The sequence below is a fragment of the Ancylobacter sp. SL191 genome, assembly GCF_026625645.1.
In the GTDB taxonomy this organism is placed as follows: Bacteria; Pseudomonadota; Alphaproteobacteria; order Rhizobiales; family Xanthobacteraceae; genus Ancylobacter.
This window is the reverse complement of the sequence record NZ_CP113056.1, coordinates 4,196,313-4,213,938: the sequence shown is the minus strand read 5'-3', so window position 1 is coordinate 4,213,938 and position 17,626 is coordinate 4,196,313. Positions and strand designations below refer to the sequence as shown.

General features: G+C 67.5%; 21 protein-coding genes. 8 read left to right on the top strand and 13 right to left on the bottom strand.

The window, feature by feature from the left end:
- The first annotated feature begins 64 nt into the window (after nucleotides 1–64).
- Nucleotides 65–1,222: a GTP cyclohydrolase II RibA gene (gene ribA, locus OU996_RS19300; RefSeq protein ID WP_267583204.1), complete on the top strand. Its 1,158-nt coding sequence runs from the start codon at nucleotides 65–67 to the stop codon at nucleotides 1,220–1,222.
- Nucleotides 1,223–1,280: 58 nt separating this feature from the next.
- On the opposite strand, the gene fghA is transcribed toward ribA, so the two are convergent.
- From fghA to OU996_RS19270, 6 genes are all read right to left on the bottom strand, one after another.
- On the bottom strand, nucleotides 1,281–2,117 hold the full coding sequence (gene fghA / locus OU996_RS19295; protein WP_267585764.1) for an S-formylglutathione hydrolase: 837 nt from the start codon (nucleotides 2,115–2,117) through the stop codon (nucleotides 1,281–1,283).
- A gap of 8 nt (nucleotides 2,118–2,125) precedes the next feature.
- Nucleotides 2,126–3,253: an S-(hydroxymethyl)glutathione dehydrogenase/class III alcohol dehydrogenase gene (locus OU996_RS19290; protein WP_267583203.1), complete on the bottom strand. Its 1,128-nt coding sequence runs from the start codon at nucleotides 3,251–3,253 to the stop codon at nucleotides 2,126–2,128.
- A gap of 45 nt (nucleotides 3,254–3,298) precedes the next feature.
- Nucleotides 3,299–3,580 (bottom strand): metal-sensing transcriptional repressor, encoded by a 282-nt coding sequence (locus OU996_RS19285; RefSeq protein WP_267583202.1) that lies wholly within the window; start codon nucleotides 3,578–3,580, stop codon nucleotides 3,299–3,301.
- Between the two features lie 438 nt (nucleotides 3,581–4,018).
- Nucleotides 4,019–4,663, bottom strand: coding sequence for an NADPH-dependent F420 reductase (locus OU996_RS19280; RefSeq protein WP_267583201.1), 645 nt, complete (start codon nucleotides 4,661–4,663; stop codon nucleotides 4,019–4,021).
- A gap of 147 nt (nucleotides 4,664–4,810) precedes the next feature.
- Nucleotides 4,811–5,257, bottom strand: coding sequence for an Rrf2 family transcriptional regulator (locus OU996_RS19275; protein WP_267583200.1), 447 nt, complete (start codon nucleotides 5,255–5,257; stop codon nucleotides 4,811–4,813).
- A 27-nt stretch (nucleotides 5,258–5,284) separates the two neighbouring features.
- Nucleotides 5,285–6,226, bottom strand: a complete 942-nt coding sequence (locus OU996_RS19270) for a LysR family transcriptional regulator (protein WP_267583199.1) — start codon at nucleotides 6,224–6,226, stop codon at nucleotides 5,285–5,287.
- A 211-nt stretch (nucleotides 6,227–6,437) separates the two neighbouring features.
- On the opposite strand from OU996_RS19270, the gene OU996_RS19265 reads away from it, so the two are divergent.
- The 3 genes from OU996_RS19265 to OU996_RS19255 are packed head-to-tail and all read left to right on the top strand — an operon-like array spanning nucleotide 6,438 to nucleotide 8,573.
- Entirely contained in the window at nucleotides 6,438–7,049 is a 612-nt protein-coding gene (locus tag OU996_RS19265; protein ID WP_267583198.1) for an FMN-dependent NADH-azoreductase, read from the top strand.
- A gap of 48 nt (nucleotides 7,050–7,097) precedes the next feature.
- Nucleotides 7,098–7,493: a DoxX family protein gene (locus OU996_RS19260; protein ID WP_267583197.1), complete on the top strand. Its 396-nt coding sequence runs from the start codon at nucleotides 7,098–7,100 to the stop codon at nucleotides 7,491–7,493.
- A gap of 36 nt (nucleotides 7,494–7,529) precedes the next feature.
- Nucleotides 7,530–8,573, top strand: coding sequence for an LLM class flavin-dependent oxidoreductase (locus tag OU996_RS19255; protein WP_267583196.1), 1,044 nt, complete (start codon nucleotides 7,530–7,532; stop codon nucleotides 8,571–8,573).
- A gap of 122 nt (nucleotides 8,574–8,695) precedes the next feature.
- Here the strand turns inward: OU996_RS19255 and OU996_RS19250 are convergent, their stop codons facing one another.
- The 3 genes from OU996_RS19250 to OU996_RS19240 are packed head-to-tail and all read right to left on the bottom strand — an operon-like array spanning nucleotide 8,696 to nucleotide 10,718.
- Nucleotides 8,696–9,094, bottom strand: coding sequence for a nuclear transport factor 2 family protein (locus OU996_RS19250; protein WP_267583195.1), 399 nt, complete (start codon nucleotides 9,092–9,094; stop codon nucleotides 8,696–8,698).
- Nucleotide 9,095: 1 nt separating this feature from the next.
- A complete protein-coding gene (locus OU996_RS19245; RefSeq protein ID WP_267583194.1) occupies nucleotides 9,096–9,992 on the bottom strand; it encodes an MBL fold metallo-hydrolase in 897 nt (298 codons plus the stop codon).
- A 57-nt stretch (nucleotides 9,993–10,049) separates the two neighbouring features.
- Nucleotides 10,050–10,718 (bottom strand): DsbA family protein, encoded by a 669-nt coding sequence (locus OU996_RS19240; protein WP_267583193.1) that lies wholly within the window; start codon nucleotides 10,716–10,718, stop codon nucleotides 10,050–10,052.
- Nucleotides 10,719–10,831: 113 nt separating this feature from the next.
- Here OU996_RS19240 and OU996_RS19235 point away from each other — a divergent pair, with 113 nt between their 5' ends.
- The 3 genes from OU996_RS19235 to OU996_RS19225 all read left to right on the top strand — a co-directional run bounded on the left by OU996_RS19235 (nucleotide 10,832) and on the right by OU996_RS19225 (nucleotide 14,007).
- Nucleotides 10,832–11,776: a LysR family transcriptional regulator gene (locus OU996_RS19235; protein WP_267583192.1), complete on the top strand. Its 945-nt coding sequence runs from the start codon at nucleotides 10,832–10,834 to the stop codon at nucleotides 11,774–11,776.
- Between the two features lie 381 nt (nucleotides 11,777–12,157).
- Nucleotides 12,158–13,171 (top strand): tRNA dihydrouridine(20/20a) synthase DusA, encoded by a 1,014-nt coding sequence (dusA, locus tag OU996_RS19230; RefSeq protein WP_267583191.1) that lies wholly within the window; start codon nucleotides 12,158–12,160, stop codon nucleotides 13,169–13,171.
- Nucleotides 13,171–14,007: a sulfite exporter TauE/SafE family protein gene (locus OU996_RS19225; RefSeq protein WP_267583190.1), complete on the top strand. Its 837-nt coding sequence runs from the start codon at nucleotides 13,171–13,173 to the stop codon at nucleotides 14,005–14,007. Before dusA ends, OU996_RS19225 begins: the two co-directional genes overlap by 1 nt.
- Before the next feature lie 2 nt (nucleotides 14,008–14,009).
- Here the strand turns inward: OU996_RS19225 and OU996_RS19220 are convergent, their stop codons facing one another.
- Genes OU996_RS19220 through bluB form a run of 4 tightly spaced genes read right to left on the bottom strand, consistent with a single transcriptional unit; the run spans nucleotide 14,010 to nucleotide 16,439 of the window.
- Nucleotides 14,010–14,735, bottom strand: a complete 726-nt coding sequence (locus OU996_RS19220) for a retropepsin-like aspartic protease family protein (RefSeq protein ID WP_267583189.1) — start codon at nucleotides 14,733–14,735, stop codon at nucleotides 14,010–14,012.
- Nucleotides 14,732–14,902: a DUF1289 domain-containing protein gene (locus OU996_RS19215; protein WP_267583188.1), complete on the bottom strand. Its 171-nt coding sequence runs from the start codon at nucleotides 14,900–14,902 to the stop codon at nucleotides 14,732–14,734. Before OU996_RS19215 ends, OU996_RS19220 begins: the two co-directional genes overlap by 4 nt.
- Before the next feature lie 14 nt (nucleotides 14,903–14,916).
- Entirely contained in the window at nucleotides 14,917–15,735 is an 819-nt protein-coding gene (gene cobS, locus OU996_RS19210) for an adenosylcobinamide-GDP ribazoletransferase (RefSeq protein ID WP_267583187.1), read from the bottom strand.
- Between the two features lie 11 nt (nucleotides 15,736–15,746).
- Entirely contained in the window at nucleotides 15,747–16,439 is a 693-nt protein-coding gene (gene bluB / locus OU996_RS19205) for a 5,6-dimethylbenzimidazole synthase (protein WP_267583186.1), read from the bottom strand.
- A 77-nt stretch (nucleotides 16,440–16,516) separates the two neighbouring features.
- Here bluB and cobT point away from each other — a divergent pair, with 77 nt between their 5' ends.
- Nucleotides 16,517–17,539 (top strand): nicotinate-nucleotide--dimethylbenzimidazole phosphoribosyltransferase, encoded by a 1,023-nt coding sequence (gene cobT, locus OU996_RS19200; RefSeq protein ID WP_267583185.1) that lies wholly within the window; start codon nucleotides 16,517–16,519, stop codon nucleotides 17,537–17,539.
- The last annotated feature ends 87 nt before the right edge of the window (nucleotides 17,540–17,626 follow it).

Genomic DNA, 17,626 nt, shown 5'->3' with positions numbered 1-17,626 from the left:
GGTGTGATGCTCGTAACCAACTACGTTTCACGCTCCAAAATGGTGCAGAGAAAGCGAGTGTCCAATGGCGATTTCCGCAACGGCAGCGACTGAGCTCGCGGCGACTGGAATTCTCGACTTGTTCGGCGACGTTTCACAGACGGCGGTCGAGCGCGCTCTGGCCGAGCTGCGCGCCGGACGCCCGGTCGTGGTCGAGGCGGAAGGCCATTTCGCCATGGCGGTGGCTGCCGAATTGGCCTCGCCGGCGCTGCTGTCGGCCATGCTCCGCATTGGCGGCGACAAGGCGTGTCTCGTGCTCACGCCCGCGCGGCTGCGCGCCCTCGGCCAGGGCGAGGTTGACGGCCCGCGCGGCATCGCCCTTGCCGGGCTCGATGGCGCGCGGGTGATGGCGCTCGCTTGCGAGCGCGGCGCGCAGGTTGAGGAAGAGCTTCTGCCGGTTGACGCTCCGGCCGCGCCCGCGCTGGAGCTTGCCCGCCTCGCCTTGCTGCTGCCTGCCATGCTGCTGGCGCCGCTGTCCGAGGCCTCGGCCGACATGCTGCCGGCGGTGACGGTGCGGGCGGAGGCGCTGGCGACCTTCGACCAGCGACTGTCGAGCGACATCCGTATCGTCTCGCGCGCGCCGGTGCCGCTGCTCGCGGCGCGCAACGCGGAGTTCGTGGTGTTTCGCGGCGGCGAGGGCATGCGCGACCAGGTGGCGATCATCGTCGGCACGCCGGACCCGGCGACGCCGGTGATGGTCCGCCTGCATTCGGCCTGCCTCACCGGCGACCTGTTCGGCTCGCTGCGCTGCGATTGCGGCGACCAGCTGCGCGGTACGGTGGCGGCGATGGCCAAGGCCGGCGGCGGGGTGCTGCTCTATCTCGATCAGGAGGGGCGCGGCAACGGCATCGCCAACAAGATCCGTGCCTACAAGCTGCAGCATGAGGGCATGGACACCTATGAGGCGGACGAGACGCTGGGCTTCGACCTTGACGGCCGCCGCTTCGAGTTCGCCGCCGCCATGCTGCGCCAGCTCGGCTACTGGCAGGTGGTGCTGATGACCAACAATCCCGAAAAGGCCGACACGATGCGCCGCTCGGGCCTGCAGGTGGTCGATCTGCGCAACGTCTATGGCCGGCGCGGCGCGGAGAATGTGCGCTACCTCATCGCCAAGCGCGAGCGGGCCGGCCACGCCATCGACGTCGAGTCGCTCGAAGAACACGGCGCCGCCGCCGTCGGGTGAGGACGGCGGGCCTTGTTCCCCAGCATTTAGTCAGACGGGCTGCGGGCAGCCCGTCGTCTCACCGGCCGAGGCGGGCAGCGTGCCAGGCGATGTGGTCGGCCATGAAGGTGGAGATGAAGAAGTAGGAATGGTCGTAGCCCTCGCGCAGGTTCAGCGTGAGGGGGATGCCGGCCTTCTGGCACGCCTGCGCCAGAAGCTCGGGCCGCAGGCCGGTCTTCAGGAACGGATCGGCCCCGCCCTGATCGACCAGGAATTCCGGGAAGCGCCGGCCATCCTCGATCAGCGCCACTGCGTCATAGGCCCGCCACGCCGCCGTGTCCGCGCCGAGATACTTCTCCAGCGCCGGGCGCGACCAGTCCGCTGTGCTCGGCTCGACGATGGGGGCGAAGGCCGAGCAGCTCCTGAACCGGTCCGGGTGCTTCAGCGCCATGGTCAGCGCGCCATGGCCGCCCATGGAGTGACCGAAAATGCCCTGCCGGCCCATATCGGCGGGAAACTCCGCCGCGATCAGCGCGGTGAGTTCCTCGACGATGTAGGAATACATCCGGTAGTTCGCGGCATAGGGCGCCTGCGTCGCGTCGACATAGAAGCCCGCGCCCGACCCGAACTGCCAATTATCCTTCTCATCCGGCACATCCTCGCCGCGCGGGCTGGTGTCCGGCGTGACGATGATGACGCCATGGGCCGCCGCCGCCGCGCGGTACTCGCCCTTCTCCATGACATTGGCATGGGTGCAGGTGAGGCCCGAGAGATACCACAGCACCGGTACTGGCCCGCTAGCGGCCTGCGGGGGGACGAAGACCGCGAAGGTCATGGGCGTGCCCGTCACCGCCGATTGGTGGCGGTAGACGCCCTGCACGCCGCCATGCGAGCGCGCGGTCGAGATGGTCTCCAGCGCGCTCATCAGTAGATCACCACGGAGCGGATCGACTTGCCTTCATGCATCAGGTCGAAGGCGGTGTTGATCTCGTCGAGCGGCATGGTGTGGGTGATGAGATCATCGATGTTGATCTTGCCCTCCATGTACCAGTCGACGATCTTCGGCACGTCGGTGCGCCCGCGCGCGCCGCCGAAGGCGGAACCCCGCCAGTTGCGGCCGGTGACAAGCTGGAACGGACGGGTGGCGATTTCCGCGCCCGCCGGGGCGACGCCGATGACGATGGAGGTGCCCCAGCCGCGATGGCAGGCTTCCAGCGCCTGGCGCATGACGTTCACATTGCCGGTGCAGTCGAAGGTGAAGTCCGCGCCGCCATCGGTGAGATCCTGGATCGCCGAGACCACCTTGTCGTTGCCGACATCTAGCGGGTTGATGAAGTCGGTCATGCCGAACTTCTTGGCCATCGCGACCTTGGCGGGGTTGATGTCCACGCCGATGATCTTGTCGGCGCCGACCATGCGGGCGCCCTGGATCACGTTGAGGCCGATGCCGCCGAGGCCGAACACCACGACGTTCGCGCCCGGCCACACCTTGCCGGTATAGACCACCGCGCCGATGCCGGTGGTGACACCGCAGCCGATGTAGCAGATCTTGTCGAAAGGAGCGTCCTCGCGCACCTTGGCGAGGGCGATCTCCGGCAGCACGGTGAAGTTCGAGAAGGTCGAGCAGCCCATATAGTGGAAGATCTCACTGCCCCGGCTGCCGACCGACTCGCAGGAGAAGCGGGTCGTGCGGTCGGGCATCAGGCCCTGGCCCTGCGTGGCGCGGATCGAGGTGCAGAGGTTCGAGCGCTGCGACAGGCAGGTTTTGCAGCTCCGGCATTCCGGCGTGTAGAGCGGAATGACATGGTCGCCGACCTTGAGCGAGGTCACGCCCGCGCCGACCTCGCGCACGATGCCCGCGCCCTCATGGCCGAGAATGGCGGGGAACTTGCCCTCGGAATCCAGCCCATCCAGCGTGTAGGCATCGGTGTGGCACACGCCGGTCGCCATGATCTCGACCAGAACCTCGCCGGGCTTCGGCCCGCCGATCTCGATGGTCTCGATGGTCAGCGGCTTCTTGGCTTCCCAGGCAACGGCAGCACGCGATTTCATGGTCTTTCCCTCGTTCTGGTTTGGTCGGCCGCTGCGAAGGAGCGGCTATTTCAGATAGGTGCGCAGGATGGTGGTGATCTCGTCCAGCTCGCCATCGAACGGGCCGGGCTGGTGGCCAGGCGAGCCCGGTCCGAAGGTCTCGCGCAGATGGCTTTCCAGCACCTCGGCCATCAAGCCGCCGACGGCGCCGCGCAGCGCCGCGATCTGCTGCAGCAGCGGGCGGCAATCCGTGCCGACCTCGACCGCCCGCTCGAGTGCCTCGGCCTGCCCCCTGATCCGCCGCAGCCGCGTCAGGGCACGTCTCTTATCGTCCGGCGAATGAGGCATCGGGCACCACCCAGCCGCGCATGAGCGCGCTATCCATGGCTGGATATACTGCCGGGAGTATATGGGCAAGAGGCGGTGGGCTTTGACGCCGTGACGACGTCCGGCATCTCCCGCTACGGCATAGCAGCGAAGAGGCTGACGAATTCCTCGGCGACGTTCAGCGGCTCAGGGAGCCCTGACGCTCCACCGGCAGGCCACGCTCCATGCGCGCATCCGCGTGGGCATCACCACTCGCTTCTCCAAATGAGATGCAGTTTTGCCGATTGAACCGTGTTTTCAACAAATGCGGCTTCGGAGCCGCGTAGCGGTTCCGAAGCTAGAATGTGTCGGTCAGCAGCGTTTTAGCCTCGCGGATCATGCCGTCCTTCTTGAAGCGCGATAGGCTCTGCCAAGGCGCTTCAAGACCTAAACGGACGACCTACGGCCTGCTGAGGATAGCTAGATCCTGATAAACTGGTGGGCGGACAGGGAGCCGAAGGGCAGCGACGCCAGCGGCCCACCGATATTGAGCGGACCGAGGTCGACGGGGAAGAAGCCGATGGCCTCGATGATCGCGCGAACCTCGGCCTTTGCGGCGGCGTCATCGCCTGAATAGAACAGCACGCGCGTGCCACCCGACGCCTCGGGCTCATTCAAGACGTTGATGTCCAGGTGATTGAACGCCTTGACGACCCGAGCGCCCGGAACGTACTGGCGGAAGACCTCGCTCGAGTGCTTGTCCCCCAGATCCACGGCCTTGATGCCATAGGCCGCGAGGGGGTTACTGGGGTCGGTCGCATCGGGTGAATTCGGATCGATGAATTCCACCGGGTTGGTGGCGTCGATGACGATCCGTCCGTTCCAGGCCGGCAACGCGCCGAACACCTTGCCTGCGTCGACCCAGCGCACAGCCGCCAGGACAATGTCGGCGCTAGCCGCTTCTTCCACGGTGCCTGCCTTTATGGAGGAGCCAAGTTCCTGCACCAGGGCGGTCAGCGATTGCGGTCCGCGGCTGTTCGAGATCGTGGCCGAGATCCCCTTACTGGCAAGGGCCCGAGCGAAGTTGGCGCCGAGGGCGCCGGCGCCGATGATACCAATGCTCATGATGGTTTCCTTATGAGTGGAGGACTTGGGAGGATGGCAGCCGTCAGTGCCCCGAAGGTTGGACGGTCTCTCGCTGTCGCTTTCAGGCCGCAGCGGAACTTAAATGAATGTGTGTCGTTGCCTTAATGACATTTAAAGGCAAAACGATTACCAGACGAGCGGAATAGAGAACTTGCCGAGCCGGGCGACCTCGGCCGCGATGTCGGCGATGGTGGTGCTGGCGAGTTCATCCTCGAGCGCTTGCCGGGCCCGCGACAAGCTTGGCCGTATGGCCTCAAGGATGTTGCCGCCCACAGCGCAGTTTTCGCAGGGCGGTGTCCTGTGCATTGAAAACAGTTCGGTATCCTCGACAGCTTCATAGACATCGAGCAGCCTGATCTTCTCGGCCGGCTTTGCCAACAGGGCGCCGCCGCCGGCCCCGAGCTGCGAGCGTGTCAGTCCCGCATTGCTCAGGCGGGACAGCAGCCCCCGGACGACGACCGCCCCCGTATTCGCCGAATAGGCCAGATCCTCGGAACGCAGCGGCTTCCCTCCGCTGACAGCAAGGGCCGTCAGGACATGGACGGCGACAGCAAATCGCGTACTGGTCGGCATCACCAATCCTCATTTATGTATTTACGTCTACGACACACTTTCTGGTCTGTCAACCGACGATGCGGCGGACGCTTCGCTCGGGCACCGTTTCATGCGGTCGATCATCCAGCGGCCGGCGGGGCCGGGCGGGGCGGCGCTGCGGTAGACGGCGGACATGGGTAATTTCAGCCCTTCGCCGGGCGCGTCCTCGATCATCAGCCGCACCAGCCGTCCCTCGGCAATGTCCTTGGCGACGGCATGGAGCGGCATCCCGCCCCAGCCGAGCCCGCTAATGAGAAAGGCGTGCTTGGCGAACAGGTCGGCGAGCCGCCAGGTCGCGGGTGACATGACGCCGAACTCGCGGCCCTGCGAATGGCTGGTCCGGTCGGTCAGCACGAGCTGAACGTGGCGCGCCAGTTCCTCGCGCGGAATCGGCCCGGCATGGGCCGCGAGTGGGTGGTCGGCGCTGGCGACCATGACGAAATCGACGCTGGTCACCCGTTCGGCCACCAGCCCGGCGGGAAGGGTCGGCAGGGACACGACGAGGCTGAAGCTCGCCCGGCCTTCGATGAGGGGCTGCACCGTACCGCCGAGCGCCTCGACATAGAGCCGCAGCGGCGTCGCCGGAAACTGGTCGCGGAAGTCGCGGGCGACCTCGGCGATCACGCTGATCGGAAAGAACACGTCGATCACCGCCGCGAGTTCCGCCTCCAGCCCGCCGGAAATGCCGCGGGCGCGCGCCTTCATGCCGTCGACGCCGGCGACGATACCCCGCGCATCGGCGAGCAGCACCGTGCCCTCCCGCGTCAGCCGCGGATAGCGGGCGCTCCGGTCGAACAGCGTCACCGCGAGCTGGGCCTCGAGCGTCGCGATGGCTTCGCTGACCGCCGACTGGGTGCGCCGCAGCCGCCGGGCGGCGGCGGAGAAGCTGCCCTCATCGGCGGCCGCGAGGAAAGTCCGCAACTGGTCGAGCGAGACGCCGTCGAGCATGTCGGTTTTCTCCCGGTGAGCAGGCCCAAGGATACCGATCCGGTGGCCTTTGTCGATCAATCCATCGGACAGGCCGATGGATTGCATCGCTTCATACCGGCTTCCCCGGCATATCGGTGCGTGGCACCCATCCTCCATGCTCGCCACGCTCAAAAAGCTGTTTTCACGCGCGGCCAAGGCCCCGATCTCGGGACAGCCGGAGGATCAACCCATGACCACCATCCTGCACATCGATTCCAGCATTCTCGGCGGCTATTCCGCGACCCGCGCGCTGACCGCCGACATCGTCGCCCGGCAGCAGGCGCTGCATCCCGGCGCGCGGATCGTCCGGCGCGATCTCGTCGCCGATGCGGCGCTCCATCTGTCGGACGCGCATATGGCGGTGTTTCAGGGCGCGCCGGTGTCCGATCCGCATCTCGGCCAGGATCTCGCCACCGGCGGCGCCTATCTGGACGAGCTGTTCGCCGCCGATATCGTCGTCATCGGCGCGCCGATGTACAATTTCTCCGTGCCCTCGCAGCTCAAGGGCTGGATCGACCGCGTCGCCGTCGCCGGCCGCAGCTTCAAATATGGCCCGAATGGCCCCGAGGGGCTGGTGACCGGCAAGAAGGTGTTCATCGCCTCCGCGCGCGGCGGCGTCTACAGCGGCCAGAGCCCGCTGGCGGCGCTGGATCACCAGGAATCCTACCTGCTCGCGGCTTTGGGCTTCATCGGCCTCACCGACGTGACGATCATCCGCGCTGAAGGCCTGGCGCTGGGTGATGACGCCAAGGCGGCGGCGCTGGCCGGCGCCAAGGCTCAGATCGCCGCGCTGGCGGCCTGAACTCCCATCGCTTCATCCCCCTCTCCCGGAACCAAGGCTCGATCCATCATGTCCCAGACCAACCTGCTCGCGGCTCTCGGCCGTGCACTGATCGCACTCATCTTCATCGCCAGCGGCGCGAGCAAGGTCGCCGCTCCCGAGGCGACGCAGGCCTATATCGCGTCGGCCGGGCTGCCGCTGCCGCTGATCTCCTATCTCGTGGCGGTCATCGTCGAGCTGGGTGGGGGCATCGCCATTCTGCTCGGTTATCACGCCAGGATCAGCAGCCTCGCGGTCGCGGTCTTCACCGTGGCGGCGGCGGTCTTCTTCCACAGCAACCTCGCCGATCAGAACCAGATGATTCACTTCATGAAGAACCTCGCCATCACCGGCGGTCTTCTGCAGGTGGCGGCGTTCGGCGCCGGTGGCTTCAGCCTGGATGGCTGGCGTCGACGCGCGCGCTAAATCCAGCAGCGTCCAGCGCAGCCAGATGAAATGATCATGGAAATCGGTATCGACAGCTTTGCGGCCACCATCCCCAATCCGGCGACCGGCCAGACCTTGCCGGCGTCGGACCGGATGGAGGCCTTGCTGGCGGAGGTGGAAACCGCCGACCGCGTTGGCCTCGACGTGTTCGGCATCGGCGAACATCACCGCAAGGAGTTTCTCGATTCCGCGCCGGCCGTCATCCTGGCAGCAGCGGCGGCTCGCACCAGGCATATTCGCCTGACCAGCGCGGTGACGGTGCTGAGCGCGGCGGATCCGGTGCGGGTCTTCCAGGACTTCGCCACCATCGATCTCATCGCCAAAGGCCGTGCGGAGATCGTCGTGGGGCGTGGCTCCTTTGGCGAGGCCTATCCCCTGTTCGGGTTCGCCAAGGAAGACTACGACGCCCTCTTCGCCGAAAAGCTCGATCTTCTCCTCAAGCTGCGCGAGGAGACCACCATCTCCTGGCGCGGCCGGTTTCGGCCGGCGCTGACCGGTCAGGGTGTCTTTCCCCGGCCACATCAGGACAGGATCCCAATTTGGCTCGGTGTCGGCGGCACGCCGCAGTCCTTTGTCCGCGCGGGTACGCTTGGCCTTCCGTTGATGGTGGCGATCATCGGTGGCAGCTTTGCCCGCTTCCGCCCGCTTGTGGATCTTTATCGCGAGGCGGGCCGGCGAGCAGGACACGCGCCGGAGACGCTGAAGGTCGGCATTCATGCCATGGGGTTCGTCGGCGACACCGATCGCAGCGCCACGGACGCCTTCTTTCCCGGCTGGGCCCACATGTTCACCGAGATCGGACGTGAACGCGGGTGGTCGACGGCGACGCGGGCGCAATTTGATGCGATGTGCGGTCCGCAGGGCGCTTTCCTGATCGGAAGCCCGCAAACGGTGCGCGACAAGATCCTCGCGGCCAACGACGCGCTTGGCGGTATCTCGCGCCTGACCTTCCAGATGAGTTCCGCCATGCTGGAGACCGAGGCCCTGCAGCGCTCGATCACATTGCTCGGAACCGAGGTGGCTCCTCCGGTGAAAGCCACGATGGGGGCAAAGGTCTGACCCTGTGCCAGATCACGAGGGAGGGTGATAATCGCGTCGAAACGCAGGTCGTCAGCAGTAAACAAGGTTCCCCGACCGACCTCGGGAGCGAAGGCGTGGTCGGGGCTTGAGGCATCAGACGGTCATGCGCTCGGCGTAAGGGCCTGCATCACCATGGCGCTGTCGACATATTGCGTCATGGTGGCGATCTTGCCGTCCTTCACCTCATAAAGATGCGCGAAGGCGGCGCGCATCGACGTGCCTGTGGCGTTGTAGATGCCGGAATAGATGCCGAAGGCGGCGACGCGGTCGCCGTCTTCGAGGAAAGTGTGGACCTCGGCGCGATAGCCGGTCCATTCGGTGCCGAGGCGCCGGAAGACGCCGGCAATGATCGCCTCCGGTCCGACATAGGTTCCCGCATAGGGGAACCCTTCTGCCTCCGTCCATGAAGCATCGGGCGCAAGAGTGGCCAGCAGGTTCCGGCCGTTCTCCTCCGAGGTGCCCTCATAGGTGGCGCGGATCAGATCGAGATTGGCGCCCATCTCAGCCCCATTTCATCTCGCCGGTGGCGACCTTCGCGCCGATATCGAGCGCGACGCCCATGCCGAGGCCCGGGAAGCGGGCGATCATTGCGGCCTTGAGCGCAGCCGAGTCCTTGGCCTTGGCGAGTTCTTCCTCGAAGGCGAGGAGATAGGCCTTGGTGTATTCGACCCCCGAGAGATCGGTAGCGGCGCCCGGCACCAAGTGGCCGGGCACGACGACGGCCGGATTGCGGGCCGCGATCTTGTCCAGATTGGCGATCCAGGCGGCGCGCTGTTCCTTGGTCGGGGTGTCGGCGGTCCAGACATACACGCCGGAGAAGATCATCACTCCGCCGAACACCGCGTTCAGCGACGGCACGAAGAGATAACGGCGGTTGGCCAGCCCCTCAGCCGGCACGATCTCGACGGCCTCCCCGTCGACGGTGAGCGAGGGGCCATCGAACGCCTCGGGGATGATGATGTCGGCCAGCGTCTGCGGGCCGTTCTCCTTGAGCTGCGGCCCCCACACCGCGAGCTTCTTCTCCACGCTCGCCTTGATCGCGGCGACCGTCTCGGAGGCGGCGATCACCTTCGCGTTCGGGAAGGCTTCCTTGATCGGCTTGAGGCTGAAGTAATAGTCGGGATCGGACTGGCTGACATAGATGGTGGTGAGCGTCTTGCCGCTGGCCTTGATGGCCTCGGCCACCGCCCGCCCGTCGGCATAGGTGAAGCCACCGTCGATCAGCAGCGCCTCGGAGGCGCCGGTGACGAGCACGGGCGCGCGATAGAAGCCCTTTTCCCCCGCGGGGAAGTGCTTCCAGGACAACCCGCCGGCGGCATGGCCGAGACCAGCGGGCGCAAAAGCAGCGGCGGCGCCGGCCGCGAGGGTGGTTTTCATGAGGGATCTCCGGGTGAGCATCGCTCTCTCCTGATGAGACGTGGTGGGTGAGGGGCGGGCGGCGGCGCGGTGGTGCGCTCAGGCCGCCTTCAGTGCGGCGACCAGCATGTCCATGCTGCCGAACAGGGCATTGCCGCGCACAAGCCGGGAAGCCGCGGCGTGGCCGACAGCGAGCGACGGCACCCCATCGGCGCCGAGGCGACGCATCTCGCGGCGGGCGGTCTCGACGCGGGCGCGGTAGACCGCGAGCAGCGCCTCATCGGGAGCGGGGAGCCGGTCGGCGACCTCGCCCATGTCGAGCGCGCGCAGCACCTGCCCGAGGACGGCGGTGTCGGTGATGTCTCGGCCGTCCACATAGCGGGCGTGCTGGATGGCCTTCAGCGCCTCGAACGCCCGCGCCGGGGCGACACGCGCGACGGCGACGATCGCCAGCGTCGCCGGGCCGGAATCGAACAGGCGTGTGCGGTCCGCCAGAACCTTGTGACGGTAGGCGTCGCTGAAGGGCTGGCCGGTCAGGCGGGCGATGCGCTGGTCATTGCTCCAGGCATAGTCCGCGAAGCCCGCATCCATCGGCCGGGCGCCGGGGCCGGCAAAAAGGCCGGTGGGCATCAGCTCCAGGGCGATGTCCGGTTGGGCGATCAGCCGCTCGATGGCCGGGGAGGCGCCATAGCACCAGCCGCAGAGCGGATCGAAGAGGTAGCCCACATGGATCGTGCCCGTGATGATGCCGGTGATCGTATCGCTCATAGCGGTCTCCTATGACGGCAGGCATGCCACAGCGGGATTGAACGAAGAAGACCAACAAAACAGACACACTGTATGTTAAAAACACACAGTGTTTGTCCGAGAGGTCCATCGACGTGAATCTCAACCGGCTGGCCTATTTCGCGGCCGTGGTCGACACTGGCTCGTTCACCCGGGCCGCCGAACGGCTCGGCATCACCAAGGCCGTGGTGAGCCAGCAGGTGGCACAGCTCGAACGGGACGTGCGGAGCAGCCTTCTGGTGCGCACGACGCGGCGCGTCGAACCGACAGAGGCCGGGCGGCGGTTTCACGCGCGCTGCGTCATGATCCTGCGCGACGCCGAAGATGCCTTCGATGAATTGGCGCAGGCTGCGGCTTCGCCGACGGGCACGCTGCGCATCACCGCCCCGAACGATTACGGCACGGCCCTTGTCGCGCCGCTCGCCTCCGCTTTTACGGCCCGCTTTCCTGCCTGCCGGGTGGAACTGACGCTGAGCGACGATACGGTCGATCTCGTTTCCGGCCGCATCGATCTGGCCATCCGGGTCGGCTGGCTGGTGGATTCAAGTCTTCAGGCGCGCAAGATCGGTTCGTTCGATCAATTGCTGGTCGCGAGCCCCGTCTTCGCCGATCGCATCGCACCGCTGCGTGCGCCGGAAGATCTGATGGCCTTGCCCTTCATCGCCAATCTCGCCCTGCGCGAACCCTTGCTCTGGTCGTTCGCGCGCGGTGACCTCGACCGGCAGACCGCACGCCTGCAGGCTACCATTGCCATCGACACGACACCCGGCGTACTCGCGGCGGTGAAGGCCGGCGGTGGGCTTTCCATCCTGCCGGACTTTCTCGTGGCGGAGGATCTCGCAGCCGGGCGATTGATCCATGTGCTGCCCGCGTGGCAATTGCCGTCCGGCGGCATCCACACGGTCTATCCCACCGCACGCTTCCGCCCGCCCAAGGTGACGGCCTTCGTGGACATGCTCGTGGCCGCGCAGAAGGAGATTTCATTCGGAATGGTGCCCCCGGCCTGGTCGGCCCGAGACCGCGAAACAGACGCGTCCTAGACGGCTGCGCTCAGCATGCGGCGCTCCCGCTTCCGCCGGACGATCGTCCGGGGCAGCGGCGGATATCCGCTCGAACCGGGAGCTGCGCTCTCCGGCGACCTAGCGGGTCTGGCTCCGCGATGACTGCATCCAAGAGGGCGAGCATGGTGATGATGAGGTCACGTTTATGCCGCGTCGGCCGGCGATTCCTCTCCTCGCCCGGCTGATCTGCAGCCCTTCCGACGGATCCGGGCTCTCCAGGAGGCGGATTTTAGTTTAGTGAAAGGGCCAATCCGTGTGCGCTCCGTGTGCACGCGCGCGTCGAAAAATCGGAGATGGGAGCGTATCGTTACCGCACATGCGCGCGCACGAGGCCGCACCGTTCCTTGAAGTCACGAAATAATGTTGCAGAAACAGTCGCTTAGATTCTCTGTCGCCCCTATGATGGACTGGACCGACCGGCATTGCCGGGCGTTCCATCGGGTGCTGTCGCGCCGGGCACGGCTCTATACGGAGATGGTGACCGCCAATGCCGTCATCTTCGGCGACCGTGAGCGGCTGCTCGGTTTCTCGGCGGTGGAGCATCCCGTTACCGTGCAGCTCGGTGGTTCCGACCCCGAGGCGCTCGCCAAGGCGGCGCTGATCTGCGCGGCGTGGGGCTATGACGAGATCAACCTGAATGTCGGCTGCCCCTCGGATCGGGTGCAGGGCGGCAATTTCGGCGCGTGCCTGATGCGCGATCCGGCTCTGGTCGCCACCTGTATCGCGGCGATGAAGGCGGCGGTCGCCATCCCCGTCACGGTGAAATGCCGCATTGGCGTGGATGAGCAAGACCCCGAGCCAGCGCTCGACGCGCTCGCCGACGCGGTGCTCGCTGCAGGTGCGGATGGGCTGATCGTCCATGCCCGCAAGGCCTGGCTGCAGGGTCTGTCGCCGAAGGAAAATCGCGACATTCCTCCGCTGGATTATGATCGCGTCTACCGGCTCAAGCAGCGCCTGCCGCAGGTGCCGGTGAGCATCAATGGTGGAATTGTCACGATGGATGAGGTGCTTGGCCATCTCGCCCATGTCGATGGCGTGATGCTCGGCCGCGCCGCCTACCAGAACCCCGATGTGCTGCTGGAGGTCGATCCGGTGCTGTTCGGCGAGGCCGCGCCGCATGCGGATGGCTTTGCGGCGGTGGAGGCGTTCGAGCCCTATGTCGCCGGCCATCTGGAGGGGGGCGGGCGACTGCATGATATTACCCGCCACATGCTCGGCCTGTTCACCGGCCGGCCGGGGGCGCGGGCCTATCGCCGGCACCTAGCGACCGAGGGCGTGAAGCCCGAGGCGGGACTGCCGGTGCTGCGCGCGGCGCTGGACGAGGTGCGCCGGGCCGAGGCGCGGCGTGATGCGCGTACGGCGCTGGTGGCCTGATGCTCGCTTCCATTCCGGTCGATCATCTGATGTGGCTCGCCGGCGCGTTGCTGGCGGCGGGCTTTGCCACCGGCATCCTCGCCGGGCTGTTCGGCATTGGCGGCGGCGCGATCATCGTCCCCGTGCTCTACGAAGTCTTTGGCGCCGTTGGCGTTTCCGATTCCGAGCGGATGCATCTGTCGGTTGGCACGGCGCTCGCCATCATCGTGCCGACGGCGCTGCGCTCCTATTTCGCCCACCGCGCCCGCACCAAGATCGACAATTCGGTGCTGAAGATCTGGGCCGCGCCGCTGGTCGTCGGCGTTATCGCCGGTACGGCACTGGCGGCGGTGTCTGATGACGTTGTGCTGAAGATCGCCTTCGTCGCCTTCGCGGTGCTGATGTCCGGTAAGCTGTTGTTCGGGCGGGAGAGTTGGGTTCTGGCGGACAAGCTGCCGGGGCGGCTCGCCATGTCCGCCTATGCCTTCGGCATCGGCCTCGCCTCACCGCTGATCGGTATCAGCGGCGGCGGAATCGCCACGGTGGTGCTCACGCTCTACCGCGTGCCGATCCACACGGCGATCGCGACCTCGGCGGGGCTCGGCGCGCTGATCGCGGTGCCCGGCACCATCGGCTATGTCATCAGCGGAATTCCGCACCTGCCGAACTTGCCGCCGCTCTCCATCGGTTATGTCTCGCTGCCCGGCCTCGTGCTGGTCGGCGGCGTGGCGACGCTGGCGGCGCCGCTCGGCGCGCGGCTGGCGCACGCCTTCACCAAGCGCCAGCTTGAGGTCGGCTTCGGGCTCTATCTGCTGCTTGTCGGCCTGCGATTCGTGATCGCTCTCGCCGGATTCTGAAGCTATTGCGCGACCTTAGCGCGCATCACCAGCTTCTCGCCGCGGATCTCGAAACTGGCGAGGCGCGAGAGGAAGCTCATGCCGAGCAGGCTGTGCTTCAGCGTGCCGGGGCTCGCGATGAGGGCGGGGACGTCGCGTTCGGCGATGGAGCCGGCGATCTCTACCCGGTCGAGCACTACGGCGGCGGCGCGGCCGCGGCCATTGGCGGTGTCGATGGGGATGTCGTAGCGGATGAACTCGATGGGCAGGCCGGCGGCCACGGCGTCCTCCGGCGTCAGCACGACGCTTGAGGCGCCGGTGTCAACGAGCATGGGTATTTTTGTACCGTTGATCTCCACGCGTACATTGAAGTCGCCGTCGCGGGCGCGGGCGACCTCGACCGACGGCCCTCCGTCATGGGCGAGCGGCACGGCATAGCCCGGCGCCAGCTCCGCCAGCACGCGATAGGCGACGGCGTGCAGCTCGAAACGGTAGGTATAGCCGACGCCGAGCACGCAGAAAATCACCAGCCAGAGCGCCGCCGCACGCAGCGCCTCGCCCAGCCGGCCGGAAAAAGTGGCGAGCAGGCTGGCGGCGATGATGAGCCCGAAGGCCGTGTAACCCACGGCATAAGCGAGCGAATCCACATCGAGCCCGGCCACCGGGCCGTGCTGGGAGGCCCACACCATCAGCCCGACACCGGCGGCGAGGCCGATGAGGATGATCCACATCAGGCGGTCATGGTTCATTGCCCCGCCTCCCGGTTGAGGCGGGCCATGACGGCGCGGCGCTCGGTCTCGCTCATCGTGCTCCAGGCGCCGATCTCATGAAGCGTGCGGCCGCAGCCGGTACAATGTTGCCGGCTGGCGTCGAGCGTGCAGATCGAGACGCAGGGTGTCGAGACGGGTGCGGGCATCGGATTCGGAACGCTCAAGGATGCCGCGCGAAGATAAGCAGACCCAGCAGGAAGGCAATCTCGACCAGGAGGGCCGCCGCGCCGGCGACATCCCCGGTCTGGCCGCCGAATTGGGCGCGGGCAAGGCGGGCGAGGGCGGAAAAGCCAAGAAAACCAAGGACAAGGCCGCCTGCCAGCGCGCCCGTGCCAAAGCCGGGGATAACCGTGAGGGCGGCGATCACGAGCGCGAGGCCGCCCGCTTTCCACCGCGCCGGGACGGAGGGGCGCCCCGCGCCATGGCCGAGACCTTCCGGCCGGGCCGGGGGCAGGGCGGCGAGCATGAGCACCGGGGCGAGGCGCCCCACTGCGCCGGCCGCCAGCAGCGCCGCCGAGGTCGCGAAAAGATCAATGTCCAGAAGGGCTTGCAGCGTGAAGACGCGCAGCGTCACGGCAAGGATCAGCGCCAGCACGCCGAAGCTGCCGAGCCGGCTGTCGCGCATGATCTCCAGCCGGCGCGCTACCGTCATACCGCCGAGGCCGTCGGCGACATCGGCCAGCCCGTCCTCATGCAGCCCGCCGGCGACGATGACGAGCACCATCACGGCGAGGGTCGCGACGACCAGTGAGGGCAGGCCGATGAGTGCAAAAGTCAGTGCAGTGAGAGCGCCAGTCAGGCCGATGAGTGCACCGGCGAGCGGGAAGGCCGGGGCCAGCCGGTCGAGGTCGGGCGGGCCGTCCTGCGCCGGCTCGAAGGGCAGGCGCGGCACCGGCAGGCGGGACAGGAAGCGCAGCGCCGCCGGCAGGGCGCGCAGCATTTCCCCGGTCGCTTCCGAGGCAGCCTTCAGGCGAGACATGGCGGCTCCGCTCAACGCGCGACCATGAGATCGGCCGGGGGACGGCGCCGTTCCCAGCCGGCGCGCTCCAGCTCGGGCGTGTCGGCGGGGGCGGCGGGATAGCCTATGCACAGATAGGCGACGAGATGCCAGTGCGCCGGCACCTCCAGCGCCGCCGTCACCTCGGCGGGATTGAGGATCGACACCCAGCCGACGCCGATGCCCTCCGCCGCTGCGGCCAGCCAGAGCGTGTGGATGGCCATCACGGCGGAATAGGCGACGGTCTCCGGCATGGTGGCGCGGCCGAGGCCATGGCCGGTCGCGGGATCGGGCTCGATGAAGACGGCGAGGTGCTCGGGCGCGTCATCCAGCCCGGCGAGCTTCAACCGCGCATAGAGCCCGGCGCGTTCCTCTGCCTGCGCCGCCAGCGCCTGCGCGTTGCAGCGGGTGAAGGAGGCGCGCACCGCCGCGCGGCGGGCGGCATCACCCACCCGCACGAAGCGCCAGGGCTGGCAGAGGCCGACACTAGGGGCCGCGCAGGCCTGCGCGACCAACGCCTCCAGCCGGCCCGCCGGCAGGGGGCGGGTGAGAAAATGGCGCACATCCCGCCGCCAGGCGAACAGATCGCCCAGCCGCGCGCGAAAGGCCGCGTCGAAGGCGGGCGGCGTGCCCGCTGCGGGCGGGCCATCGGCGGACTGGGCCGCATGGGGGGGTTGCGCGTACATGAGGCAGGGTCTACCCCGCCGCAGCGCGCGATGCGACAACCATCCCGTCCTTCGCGGCTTTCTTGCACGAGGCTTTCATGCTGCGCTCCGCCACCGGCCTGCCTTTCGACGACATCCGCAACCTGATCGCCCAGATGCCGGGCCCGGATGAGGCGGCGCGGCAGGCCGCCACCGCCCGGCAGGGGCAATTGGTGAAGCCGCCGGGCGCGCTCGGCCGGCTGGAGGAGATCGCCATCCACATCGCCGGCTGGCAGGGACGGGAGATTCCGGCGGTGAACCGGCCGACCGTCGCCGTCTTCGCCGCCACCCATGGCGTCGCCGCGCGCGGGGTCTCGCCCTACCCGTCGGAGGTGACCAAGCAGATGGTCGCCACCTTCACCAATGGAAAGGCGGCGGTGAACCAGATCTGCGGCGTGTTCGGCGCCGGGCTGCGGGTGTTCGACCTCGCGCTCGATCTGCCCACGCCGGACATCGTGGAACAGGACGCGCTGACCGAGGCCGAATGCGCGGCGACCATGGCGTTCGGCATGGAGGCGCTGGCGGGCGAGCCGGACCTTCTGTGCCTCGGCGAGATGGGCATCGGCAACACCACCATCGCCGCCGCCATCTTCCACGGGCTCTATGGTGGCACTGCCGCCGACTGGGTCGGCCCCGGCACCGGCTCGACCGGCGAGACGCTCTCCCGCAAGATCGCCGCCGTCGAGGCGGCGGTGGCCCGTGCCAAGGGCCATCTCGACGACCCGCTGGAAGTGCTGCGCAAGCTCGGCGGGCGCGAGGTGGCGGCGATGGCCGGGGCGATCCTCGCCGCGCGGTTGCAGCGCGTGCCGGTGGTGCTCGACGGCTATGTGGTGACCGCCGCCGCCGCCGTGCTCAAGGCGCTCGACCCGCGCGCGCTCGACCATTGCCTCGCCGGCCATGTCTCGGCCGAGCCGGCCCACCGCGCGGTGCTGGAGCGCTTGGGCCTGCGGCCGATCCTCGATCTCGGCATGCGCCTCGGCGAGGGCTCGGGCGCGGCGCTGGCGGTCGGCGTCATCAAGTCGGCGCTCGCCTGCCATGGCGGCATGGCGACCTTTGCCGAGGCCGGGGTGGCGGAAGGTTGATGGATTCACGCGCGGGGGCTGTCATCCCGGACGGGCGCAGGCCGAGCCGGGATCGCTCGGGTTTTGGCCAGCGGCATACGGGCCTCG

Coding starts and splice junctions, on each gene's coding strand:
- ribA (WP_267583204.1), top strand. CDS start 65: ATGGCGATTTCCGCAACGGCAGCGACTGAGCTCGCGGCGACTGGAATT.
- OU996_RS19290 (WP_267583203.1), bottom strand. CDS start 3,253: ATGAAATCGCGTGCTGCCGTTGCCTGGGAAGCCAAGAAGCCGCTGACC.
- OU996_RS19285 (WP_267583202.1), bottom strand. CDS start 3,580: ATGCCTCATTCGCCGGACGATAAGAGACGTGCCCTGACGCGGCTGCGG.
- OU996_RS19280 (WP_267583201.1), bottom strand. CDS start 4,663: ATGAGCATTGGTATCATCGGCGCCGGCGCCCTCGGCGCCAACTTCGCT.
- OU996_RS19275 (WP_267583200.1), bottom strand. CDS start 5,257: ATGCCGACCAGTACGCGATTTGCTGTCGCCGTCCATGTCCTGACGGCC.
- OU996_RS19270 (WP_267583199.1), bottom strand. CDS start 6,226: ATGCTCGACGGCGTCTCGCTCGACCAGTTGCGGACTTTCCTCGCGGCC.
- OU996_RS19265 (WP_267583198.1), top strand. CDS start 6,438: ATGACCACCATCCTGCACATCGATTCCAGCATTCTCGGCGGCTATTCC.
- OU996_RS19260 (WP_267583197.1), top strand. CDS start 7,098: ATGTCCCAGACCAACCTGCTCGCGGCTCTCGGCCGTGCACTGATCGCA.
- OU996_RS19255 (WP_267583196.1), top strand. CDS start 7,530: ATGGAAATCGGTATCGACAGCTTTGCGGCCACCATCCCCAATCCGGCG.
- OU996_RS19250 (WP_267583195.1), bottom strand. CDS start 9,094: ATGGGCGCCAATCTCGATCTGATCCGCGCCACCTATGAGGGCACCTCG.
- OU996_RS19245 (WP_267583194.1), bottom strand. CDS start 9,992: ATGCTCACCCGGAGATCCCTCATGAAAACCACCCTCGCGGCCGGCGCC.
- OU996_RS19240 (WP_267583193.1), bottom strand. CDS start 10,718: ATGAGCGATACGATCACCGGCATCATCACGGGCACGATCCATGTGGGC.
- dusA (WP_267583191.1), top strand. CDS start 12,158: ATGTTGCAGAAACAGTCGCTTAGATTCTCTGTCGCCCCTATGATGGAC.
- OU996_RS19225 (WP_267583190.1), top strand. CDS start 13,171: ATGCTCGCTTCCATTCCGGTCGATCATCTGATGTGGCTCGCCGGCGCG.
- OU996_RS19220 (WP_267583189.1), bottom strand. CDS start 14,735: ATGAACCATGACCGCCTGATGTGGATCATCCTCATCGGCCTCGCCGCC.
- OU996_RS19215 (WP_267583188.1), bottom strand. CDS start 14,902: ATGCCCGCACCCGTCTCGACACCCTGCGTCTCGATCTGCACGCTCGAC.
- cobS (WP_267583187.1), bottom strand. CDS start 15,735: ATGTCTCGCCTGAAGGCTGCCTCGGAAGCGACCGGGGAAATGCTGCGC.
- bluB (WP_267583186.1), bottom strand. CDS start 16,439: ATGTACGCGCAACCCCCCCATGCGGCCCAGTCCGCCGATGGCCCGCCC.
- cobT (WP_267583185.1), top strand. CDS start 16,517: ATGCTGCGCTCCGCCACCGGCCTGCCTTTCGACGACATCCGCAACCTG.